Origin of the sequence: Rhodococcus sp. Leaf278 (assembly GCF_001426085.1) — a bacterium.
Taxonomy (GTDB): Bacteria; Actinomycetota; Actinomycetes; order Mycobacteriales; family Mycobacteriaceae; genus Rhodococcoides.
In genome coordinates this window covers 166,667-177,372 of the sequence record NZ_LMRR01000045.1, presented here as the reverse complement: position 1 = coordinate 177,372, position 10,706 = coordinate 166,667, and the positions used below count along the sequence as shown (strand labels likewise).

8 protein-coding genes are annotated in these 10,706 nt (G+C 65.0%); 1 reads left to right on the top strand and 7 read right to left on the bottom strand.

Annotated elements, in window-relative coordinates:
* Positions 1-109 precede the first annotated feature (109 nt).
* The 7 genes from ndk to ASG84_RS26295 all read right to left on the bottom strand — a co-directional run bounded on the left by ndk (position 110) and on the right by ASG84_RS26295 (position 8,317).
* Positions 110-523 carry a nucleoside-diphosphate kinase gene (ndk, locus tag ASG84_RS26325; protein WP_057479881.1) on the bottom strand — a complete coding sequence of 138 codons (414 nt, stop codon included), beginning with the start codon at positions 521-523 and terminating at the stop codon, positions 110-112.
* Positions 524-590: 67 nt separating this feature from the next.
* Positions 591-980 carry a DUF4233 domain-containing protein gene (locus tag ASG84_RS26320; protein ID WP_032379204.1) on the bottom strand — a complete coding sequence of 130 codons (390 nt, stop codon included), beginning with the start codon at positions 978-980 and terminating at the stop codon, positions 591-593.
* On the bottom strand, positions 977-2,407 hold the full coding sequence (gene folC / locus ASG84_RS26315) for a bifunctional tetrahydrofolate synthase/dihydrofolate synthase (protein WP_057479880.1): 1,431 nt from the start codon (positions 2,405-2,407) through the stop codon (positions 977-979). The genes ASG84_RS26320 and folC overlap by 4 nt, the downstream gene beginning before the upstream one ends.
* Positions 2,408-5,077, bottom strand: a complete 2,670-nt coding sequence (locus tag ASG84_RS26310) for a valine--tRNA ligase (RefSeq protein WP_057479879.1) — start codon at positions 5,075-5,077, stop codon at positions 2,408-2,410.
* Positions 5,078-5,086: 9 nt separating this feature from the next.
* Positions 5,087-7,078, bottom strand: a complete 1,992-nt coding sequence (locus tag ASG84_RS26305) for a prolyl oligopeptidase family serine peptidase (protein ID WP_057479878.1) — start codon at positions 7,076-7,078, stop codon at positions 5,087-5,089.
* Between the two features lie 25 nt (positions 7,079-7,103).
* Positions 7,104-7,886: a SigB/SigF/SigG family RNA polymerase sigma factor gene (locus ASG84_RS26300; RefSeq protein WP_032379207.1), complete on the bottom strand. Its 783-nt coding sequence runs from the start codon at positions 7,884-7,886 to the stop codon at positions 7,104-7,106.
* Positions 7,886-8,317: an anti-sigma factor gene (locus ASG84_RS26295; RefSeq protein WP_057479877.1), complete on the bottom strand. Its 432-nt coding sequence runs from the start codon at positions 8,315-8,317 to the stop codon at positions 7,886-7,888. Before ASG84_RS26295 ends, ASG84_RS26300 begins: the two co-directional genes overlap by 1 nt.
* Positions 8,318-8,500: 183 nt before the next feature.
* On the opposite strand from ASG84_RS26295, the gene malQ reads away from it, so the two are divergent.
* Entirely contained in the window at positions 8,501-10,651 is a 2,151-nt protein-coding gene (gene malQ / locus ASG84_RS26290; protein ID WP_057479957.1) for a 4-alpha-glucanotransferase, read from the top strand.
* The last annotated feature ends 55 nt before the right edge of the window (positions 10,652-10,706 follow it).

Sequence of the window (10,706 nt, the reverse complement as noted above, 5' to 3'; positions counted from 1 at the left end):
GAGTATCCCATACGCGATGATGCGTACTCGCCACGCCGCACCGATCGGGTACCGAGCGGTTGCGGCGTGGCTGCGCGGATGCGTTGCTGTACTGCCGAGGATGGGACCGTCAGACCAGGCCTGGGAACCAGAGGGCGATCTCGCGTTCGGCCGACTCGACGGAATCCGACCCGTGCACCAGGTTCTGCTGACCGTCGAGCGCGAGGTCACCGCGGATGGTGCCGGGTACGGCCTTGGCCACCGGGTCGGTGCCACCGGCGATTTGTCGGAAGGCGGCGATGGCACGGGGGCCTTCGAGAACGGCGGCCACGACGGGTCCGGACGTGATGAACTCGAGCAGATCGGGGAAGAACGGCTTGCTCTCGTGCTCCGCGTAGTGAGCCGAGGCCAGTTCACGGGAGACGGTCTTGAGCTCGAGTGCGACGATGCTCAGACCCTTCTTCTCCACGCGGCCGAGGATCTCTCCTACGTAACGCCGGGCAACTCCGTCGGGCTTGATCAGTACAAGGGTGCGGTCGGTCACGTCGACGACAGTAGTGGACCCGAGCCCAGCCGGACGCGGCGCATCGCCGAAACAGGTGCGATCCCTGTCAGTCCCGCTGTCCCGGCAGCATTCCGCGCCGGATCCGTTCGGTGATGTCGCGGCGGAGGTAGAGCAGATACAGCCAGACCGCGATGAAGATCAGGCCGACGGCCCCGATCGAGAGGTGGAACACGGCCCCGGCCAGCACGAACAGCTGAAGAATCAGATTGAGCTTCATCGCCCACGGCTCCCCCTGCTTGCCGGCCGCGAGAATCATCACGACCGCCAGCGCCACGATGTACGTCGTCGAGAACCAGGTCGCGCCGCCGCCGAGGGTCGCCACCACCGGCAACGCCAGCAGTGTGACGATGGCTTCGAGGACGAGGGTTCCCGCCACGACGCCGCGGAAGCCCTTCCACGGGTCGTTCGTGGGTGGTCGAAACTCTGGCTCGCTCACGCGGGGTCCTTTCCGAACAGAGTGCGAGCTGCGCCGACGGTCACCACGGATCCGGTGACGACCACCCCGGCACCGGAGACTGCTTCTCCCGGCTCGGCGACTTCCTCGGCCAAACCGATGGCTGTCTCGAGGGCGTCGGGCAGGGTCGATGCCACGACGACGCGTTCGTCGCCGAACTTGGCCACGGCGATGTCGGCCAGTGCGTCCACATCCATCGCCCGTGCCGACCCGTTGTGGGTGACGACGATGTCGTCGAAGACCGGCTCCAGTTCGTCGAGAATGGCTCCGACGTCTTTGTCCGCCATGACGCTGACGACGCCGACCAGTTTGCGAAAGTCGAACTCGTCGTTGAGGGCCGCTGCGAGGGCTGCGGCTCCGTGCGGGTTGTGCGCAGCGTCGAGGAACACGGTGGGGGCATTGCGGACCCGCTCGAGTCGCCCGGGATTGACGATCGTCGCGAATGCGGCGCGAACGGTGTCCTGATCGAGTTGACGATCCGGGCCGGCACCGAAGAACGCCTCGACCGCCGCCAGCGCGAGGGACGCATTGTGAGCCTGATGTTCGCCGTGCAGCGGAAGAAAGATGTCGGTATACACCCCGCCGAGCCCCTGAAGTTCCAGTTGCTGACCGCCCACTGCGATCTGCCTGCCGAGCACGGTGAATTCCGATCCCGCTCGCGCTACCGCAGCGTCCGCTTGCACTGCCGCCCGCAACAGAACATCCGATACTTCGGGCTTCTGCTTCGCCAGGATCGCGACGGTGTCCCGTGGCACGAGCGACTCCGGTGCCTTCTTGATGATCCCCGCCTTCTCCCCTGCGATCGTCGCCAGGTCGTCGCCGAGGAATTCGACGTGATCCAGCCCGATCGGGGTGATCACCGCGACCTCGCCGTCGACGACGTTGGTGGCGTCCCAGCGTCCGCCGAGCCCGACCTCGATGACGGCGACCTCCACCGGAGCCTCGGCAAACGCGGCAAACGCCATTGCCGTGACCACCTCGAATTTGCTCATTCGTGGTCCGCCCGCGGCCTCGGATTGCGCGTCGATCATCTCGACGAACGGTGCGATCTCGTTGTAGGTGTCGACATAGAGCCGCGGAGACACAGGACGCCCGTCGATACTGATCCGCTCGGTGGCCATCTGCAGGTGCGGGCTGGTGGTGCGGCCCGTGCGTCGGTGGAAGGCAGTGAGCAGGGCATCGATCATGCGCGTGACCGAGGTCTTGCCGTTGGTACCTGCCACATGGATCGACGGATACGCCTTCTGCGGCGAACCGAGAAGGTCCATCAGCGCCGAAATCCGAGCCGTCGACGGCTCGATCTTCGTTTCCCCCCAGCGCTTGTCGAGCTCGGCCTCGACCAGCGCCAGTTCGGCGAGATCGACCGGACTCGGCGGCGGCGTCGGTAGGGCGTCGTCGGGCTCGGTCACTTAGTTCCCCATCGATTCGATGCGCGCGGTGATCCGGACGATTTCTTCCTGCGCGATGGACTGTCGCGTTCTGATCTTGTCCACCACCGCATCCGGGGCCTTCGCGAGGAACGCCTCGTTACCGAGCTTGCCGGTGGTCTGCGCCAACTCCTTCTCGGCGGCGGCAAGATCCTTCACGAGTCGAGCGCGTTCGGCGACCAGGTCGACGGTGCCCGAGGTGTCCAGCTCGACGACCACAGTCGCTTTGCACAGTCGCACCTCCACCGACGCCGTGGCCGCGAAGTCCTCGGCCGGTTCGGTCAGTCGGGCCAGCGCGGTGACCGCCGAGATCTGTCCGTCGAGTTCGGCTTCGGACACTCCGACGATGCGGGCCGCGACCTTCTGGGACGGCTTGAGTCCTTGATCGCTGCGGAATCGGCGAATCTCGGTGGTGAGTCGCTGCATATCCTCGATGCGTTGTGCTGCAACCGGATCCAGAGAATCGCCGGCAGGGCTCGGCCACGCCGCAATCACCAGTGACTCGCCGCCGGTGAGCACCTTCCACAGCGTCTCGGTGACGAACGGGATCACCGGATGCAGCAGGCGCAGCAACGCGTCGAGCACGTTTCCGAGCACTCCGCGCGTGGTGGCGGCGATGGCCTCGTCGGCGAACTGGACCTTGGCGATCTCGAGGTACCAATCGCAGACCTCGTCCCAGGCGAAGTGGTAGAGCGCCTCACAGGCCTTACTGAACTCGTAGCGATCGAACGCCGAATCCACTTCTGCGCGAACCTGTTCTAGCCTGTCCAGGATCCACCGGTCGGCGTCGGTCAGCTGGGCACGCGGAGGTAGGTCTGCCGGTGCCGCACCGTTCATCAGGGCGAACTTGGTGGCGTTGAAGAGCTTGTTCGCGAAGTTGCGCGAGGACTGCGCGTGGTCCTCGCCGACCGACATGTCCGCACCCGGGTTGGCACCGCGAGCGAGCGTGAAGCGCAGCGCATCCGCACCGAATCGGTCGACCCAATCGAGCGGATCGATTCCGTTGCCGCGCGACTTGGACATCTTCTTGCCGTACTGATCGCGAATCAATCCGTGCAGGAACACATCTCGGAACGGAACCTGCGGTCCCTGCTTGCCCGCGGTGATCGCATCGTCGGCTCCGACGTAGGTGCCGAACATCATCATGCGGGCGACCCAGAAGAAGAGGATGTCGTAACCGGTCACGAGAACACCGGTGGGATAGAACTTCTCGAGATCAGCAGTGGCTTCCGGCCACCCCATCGTCGAGAAAGGCCAGAGTCCGGACGAGAACCAGGTGTCGAGGACGTCGGGATCCTGCTCCCAGCCCTCGGGTGCACTCTCTCCCGGTCCGAGGCAGACGGTCTCACCGTCGGGACCGTACCAAATCGGAATCCGATGCCCCCACCACAACTGGCGCGAGATGCACCAATCGTGCATGTTGTCGACCCAGGAGAACCAGCGCGGTTCCTGGCTCTTGGGGTGAATGACGGTATCGCCGTTGCGCACTGCGTCGCCGGCAGCTTTCGCCAGACCGTCGACCTTGACCCACCACTGCAAGGACAGACGCGGCTCGATCGGCTCGCCGCTGCGCTCGGAATGGCCGACGCTGTGCAAGTACGGACGCTTCTCGGCGACCACGCGGCCCTGTTCGGCGAGAGCTTCACGAACCTTGACGCGCGCCTCGAAGCGGTCCATACCGTCGAATTGTGTTCCGGTGTCCGTGATTCGGCCGGCCTTGTCCATGATCGACGGCATCGGCAGCGAGTGCCGCACACCCATCTCGAAGTCGTTGGGGTCGTGTGCCGGGGTGATCTTCACTGCGCCCGTGCCGAATTCGGGATCGACATAGTCGTCGGCGATGATCGGGATCTGCCGACCGGTGAACGGGTGCTCGAGGGTGGTACCGACCAGAGCCTTGTACCTCTCGTCGTCGGGGTGCACCGCTACCGCGGTGTCGCCGAGCATCGTCTCCACTCGCGTGGTCGCGACGATCACATGCGGCTCGGCATCCTCGAGGGAGCCGTAACGGAGCGACACGAGTTCGCCCTCCACGTCCTCGAACTTGACCTCGATGTCGGAAATGGCAGTCTGCAACACCGGCGACCAATTGACGAGCCGCTCCGCGCGGTAGATCAAGCCGTCGTCGAACATCCGCTTGAACATGGTCTGTACGGCCTCGGACAGACCGTCGTCCATGGTGAACCGCTCTCGGCTCCAGTCGACACCGTCGCCGATGCGTCGCATCTGGCCGCCGATGGTTCCGCCGGATTCGCGCTTCCAGTCCCAGACCTTGTCGATGAACAGCTCGCGGCCGAACTCTTCCTTGGTCTTTCCGTCCGCTGCGAGCTGCTTTTCCACCACGGTCTGCGTGGCGATGCCCGCGTGGTCCATGCCCGGTAGCCACAGCACCTCGAACCCGAGCATCCGCTTGCGGCGGCTCAGCGCATCCATCAGGGTGTGATCCAGAGCGTGCCCCATGTGCAGGCTGCCGGTGACATTCGGTGGAGGCAGCACGATGGAGTACGGCGGCTTGCCGCTGCTGGCGTCGGCCTCGAAGTACCCGGCGTCGACCCAGGAACGGTACAGCTCGGCCTCTACTTCACTCGGGTCCCAGTTCTTGGGCAAGCGGTCTGCTGGATTGTCGGGTGTCTCTGGCACGGAACTGGTCACCGGGCGATTCTAGTGGCCGAGGATTCGCGGCATCGACGCGCTCTCACCCAGTACGTGCTGCGACAGGAATGCCAGCACCACCTCGTACCAGACCTTCGCATGCGGCGGGCTGAGGATCCAGTGGTTCTCGGCCGGAAAGTAGAGGAATCGGTGCTCGGTGTTGCCCTCGTCGTCGGCGGGCAGACCCGACTCGCTGAGCAGCTCGTACCACAACCGGAGCCCCTCACCGATCGGCACGCGATAGTCCTTGTCGCCGTGGATCACCAGCATCGGCGTCGCGATGTCCGCCACGAACAGGTGCGGAGAATTCTCCACGGCCATCTCCGGCGACATCTCCCGCGCCCAGTACCACGGTGCGTCCGTCGTCGGCCCGAATTGATCGAGTGCCCACAGACTCGCGTGGGTGACGACGGCATCGAACCGGTCGGTGTGACCCGCGATCCAGTTGGCCATGTATCCGCCGAAGGATCCGCCCATGGCAGCGGTGCGGGTGTGGTCGATGTCGGGCCGCTCGACGGCAACGTCGGTCAACGCCATCAGATCGGTGAACGGGGCTTTGCCCCACGCGCCCCACCCTCGCTGCACGAACTCCTGGCCGTAGCCGGTGGACAATGCCGGATCGGGCAGCAGCACCGCGTATCCACGGGCGACCATCAGCCACGGATTCCATCGCCACGACCACGTGTTCCAGGAACCGAGCGGGCCGCCGTGCACCCACAGCAGCAACGGGGCGGGTGCGGCCTCGGAGGCGCCGTCCGGCAACGCCAGCCAGCCGCGCACTCGGGCGCCGTCGGCGACGATCGTGTCGATCTCCGTGAGAGTTCCGGGCAACGGGCCGTGATCGATGCCGATGTCGAATGCACTGACGGTGCCGTCGGACAGGTCGATCGACACCGGATGCGGCGCAGCCAGATACGAGGCGGCCAGCGCCAACACCCGGGTGCCGTCCGAGGACACGTGCACATGTGTGTAGGCATCGTCCGTCTGTGTGAGCCGACGCGGTTCCGCGCCGTCGCGTACGACGAAGATCGGCGACCGGCCGTCGTCGTCCGCAGTCACGAGCAATCCCGAACCGTCCGGGAGCCACACCGGGTCGCTCGGCCAGCGATCCCAGCCGGGTGCCAGATCCGACACCGAAGAGTCCCCGAAGTCGTATCGATGAACAGTCAGTCGAGGAGCATCCTCGGGGGTGGACATCGATTCGCGCACGAACGCCACGGACGATCCATCGGGTGAAATGGCCGGGGCACCGAGATCGGCCGCGGCGTCGTCGACGATCGTGGTTCGCTCCCCCGTCTCGGTGTCGATGCGCACCAACACGGTTCGCACCGTCGCCAAGGCACCTGGTACCGACCAGGTGGACACGACGAACGAACCGTCGGCACTGACATCGAACGCCGCCTCGTGCAGGCCGGTCCGCGCATCGGGGGTCAGGTCACGAAGTGCCGTCGAACCGTCCGCCGATCCAGCGAACAGATGTGGAGTCGCCGGACCCAGATCGTGATCCCAGTACCGCACCGGAACGCCGGTGTGCAGAATGGCATCCACCTTGTTGGCCGTGCGTTCGGTACGCAGAGCGTCGTCGTCCTCCTCGGTGGACGACGAGCCGAACACAGATGAGAATCCGACGAACCCGGCCCCCGTAGCAACGGCCCGAATTCCGCTCACTCCCGCAGATCGAGTCTCGAGCACTCTCGCCTCGCCCCCCGCTGCGGGCAGAATCCACAACCGAGCCGGATCGTCCTTGCTCGTCTTACGCGAGAACAACAGGTCTCCGCCACCGGTGAACACCGGTGCGCTCTCGCCGAGCTCGCCGTGAGTGATGCGTCGCGCAGGCTTCCTGCCGTCGACATCGAGCTCCCACAACGACGTCCGATATGCCGTACGCGAATCATCCAGGGCAGCAACAGCTATCACCGCTCGCGAGAAATCCGGGCTCACCGCCAGATCGGTCACTCGCCGAGCACCGATGTAGGAGTCGACGTCGTCGTAGATACTCATGCACCGAGCCTAGCCAAAGGCAGGCTCAGTCCTCGCCGAGATCCTCGCGAAGCTGGGCGAGAGTGCGAGCCAGAATCCGCGAGACGTGCATCTGCGAAATTCCCACCTTCTCCGCGATCTGCGTCTGGGTCATCGACCCGAAGAACCGGAGCACCACGATGCGCCGTTCCCGCTCGGGCAGCTTCTCCAGGGCTGGACGAACGGCAAGATAGCTCTCCATCTTTTCCAGTTCGGGATCGTCCGCGCCGAGGGTGTCCATCAACGGGAGGCGGTCCTCGCTGACCACCGAGTCGACCGACACGGTCTGGTACGCGCTGCGCGCGAGCAACGCCTGTGACGCTTCTTTGACGTCGATTCCGAGTTCGACGGCGATCTCACTGGCCGTCGGAGCTCGACCCAATTTCTGCGACAGCGATCCCACCGCCTGCGAGATCATCGAGTTCAGTTCCTTCATGCGCCGCGGCACCCGGACCGACCATCCCGCATCGCGGAAGTAGCGACGAGCTTCGCCCATGATGGTGGGCACGGCGAACGAGACGAAGTCCGATCCGCGCTCGATGTCGAATCTGTCGACAGCGTTGACCAAACCGAGACGGGAGACCTGCAGCAAGTCCTCATGGGCCTCACCGCGACCGCCGAAGCGGCGTGCGATGTGTTCGGCGAGCGGCAGGCAACGGGTGATGATGCGATCGCGCAGTACCCGACGCTGTGGCGAGTTCTCGTCGAGCGCCTGCATCTGCTGGATCAGAGCGACCACATCGCTGTAGTCGTCGGACTCTCGCCGCGTGCTTCGTTCGTGCACCGGCACTAGATCGTGCTCCTCCGCTTGACCACGTCGATGGCAACCGTTCGAGCCGCATCGCTGTCGTCTGCGTCGTGTGCGCGCAGCTCGATGGAGTCGGTCAGGGTTTGCAGAACGTGCCAGCCGAAGCTGTCCTTCTTCGGCACCGACGCGGCCGCCACCGTGGAGGTGACGACGATCCGGATCCCGGAGTCACTCACCGAGAACAGGCACGAGAGCTCGGAACCATCCACCGAACCCTTGATCAGCTGGGAACACACTTCGTCCACGACCAACTTGACGTCGGCGATGTCGTCGAGCGTGAAGTCGCTCAGTACGACGAGAGTTTCTGCGACGGCGCGTACCACGGGTAGCTGATCGGCCTCGGCGCGCACCCTCAGCTCGACCGGTGCACCGGAACCTCTCTCCAGTTCTTCGATCTTGCTGACCCCAGCCATCCGCACTTCCCATCGTCGCCGCGCACTGTTTTACCGTTTGCCGGGCAAGACTACCCAGCCGACCAGGTTTCAATCCTCACGGTTCGGGAATCGGATCGTCCCGCGCCGCAGCCGGACGAACGATCGATGAACGACCCGGCGGCCCGGGTGACGCATGGGCGGCGAACTGGCACGATCGACATCGTGGATCACTCGCAGGCACTTCGCACTCTCGCCCGACGTCTCGGCACTTCGACCTCGTACCGAGGCTGGGACGACACCGAACACGAGGTGAGCGACGACACGCTGCAACAGGTGCTCACCGCACGTGGCTACGCCACCGAGTCGGCCGAGGACGTCGACCGAGCACTGGCCGATATCGACAACGCACCGTGGCGACGGCTGCTACCTCCGGTGGTCGTGGCCACGCAGGGCACCGATGCCGTGGTGTGGGTACATGTGCCGCATGGCAATCCGGTGGAGGTCTCGATGGTCTCCGAGGACGGCGAGACCATCGCCGTGCCGCAAGCCGATGTGTGGGTCGATCCCCGTGACGTCGACGGCCGCCTGATCGGTCGGGCCACGTTCGTGGTTCCCGGCAGCGCACCCCTCGGATGGCACACTCTGACGGCGACGACGATCAGCGAGGACAACACGGTCCGAACGTCGGAAGCCGTTGTGGTGGTCACACCGAAGTCGTTGTCACCCAACGCCGAACTGGCGGACCGTCAGCGAACGGGGCTGCTCACCCAGCTGTACTCGGTGCGATCGAGACGGTCGTGGGGAATCGGCGACCTCGGTGATCTCGAGGACATGGCCGTGATCGCCGGCCGCGAACACGGATTCGACTACCTCCTCGTCAATCCACTGCACGCCGATCGACCCACCACCCCGGTGGAGGCCTCGCCGTATTTGCCGACCACGCGCCGATTCTTCAACTCGCTCTACATTCGGGTCGAGAACATTCGCGAGACGGCACAACTCTCGCCGAAGCAGTTCGGCAAGGTGCACGACGCAGCGAGACGGTTCGACAAGGCGAACACACGAACCAAGAAGCTGAATCGAGACCGGACGTTCACGGCGAAACTCCGTGCCCTGGAACGCGTTCACAAGGTCGAGCGCAGCCCGGCTCGTGAATCCGCGTACCGTGCATTCGTCGAGCGCGAGGGTAACGGTCTCCGCGACTTCGCAGTATGGAGTGCGCTTGCGGAGAAATTCGGCCCGCAGGATCCGATCTGGACCGATCGAGCGGCGCATCCGCGAACCGACTTCGTCCGAGAGCAACGCACGAAGCTGGCCGATCGCATCGATTTCCACATGTGGCTGCAGTGGATCTGCGACGAGCAACTCGCCGCCGCGCAACGCGGTGCGCTCGACGCGGGGATGGACATCGGCATCATGCACGACCTTGCGGTCGGTGTGGCCCGAGGCGGAGCCGACGCCTGGGCCCTCGGCGACGTGCTCGCCTCGGGCGTCACGGTGGGCGCGCCGCCGGACAATTTCAACCAGCAGGGCCAGAACTGGAACCAGCCGCCGTGGGACCCGGACCGCCTCCGAGAAATGGCGTACATCCCGTATCGAGACATGCTGCGCACGATCCTTCGGCACGCCGGCGGCATCCGCGTCGACCACATCCTGGGCCTGTTCCGACTGTGGTGGATTCCGCAGGAGGCCGAGAATGCCGGTGGCGGAACGTATGTCGAGTACGACCACGAAGCACTGATCGGCATCCTGGCGCTGGAGGCAGAGCGGGCCGGCGCGGTGGTGGTCGGTGAGGATCTCGGCGTCTTCGAACCGATGGTGCAGGAATATCTCACCGAACGCGGCATCTTCGGCACCTCGATTCTGTGGTTCGAAGCCGACGATTCCGGACCGATCGCGCCCGAGGAGTACCGCAGTCTCTGCCTGACCTCGGTGACCACGCACGACCTACCACCCACGGCCGGGTATCTCCGAGGTGAGCACATCGACCTGCGATCACGCCTCGGCCTGCTCGAGCGCGACATCGAGGCCGAGAAAGAGGTCGACACACGCAAGCGCGAGGCGGTTCTCGATCTGGCGCGCGAACGCGGGTTGCTCGACACCGACACCGCAGCCGACGATCATCGGACGGTGGAAGCTCTGCATCGTCTCGTCCAGCGCAGCCCGTCACTGTTGATCGGTGTTGCTCTGGTCGACGCCGTCGGCGAACATCGCATCCAGAACCAGCCGGGTACCGACGAAACCCAGTACGAGAACTGGAAGGTTCCGTTGGCCGACGCAGAGGGCAGGCGTGTGCTGGTCGAGGATCTCGTCGACCATCCCCGGATGGTGTCGTTGACGGCGGCTATGGCCACCGAGTCGACGGACCGATGACACCGAGGTCCACAATCGAAGAATGAACTACCGCATTCGCCACGAAGACAGCCGG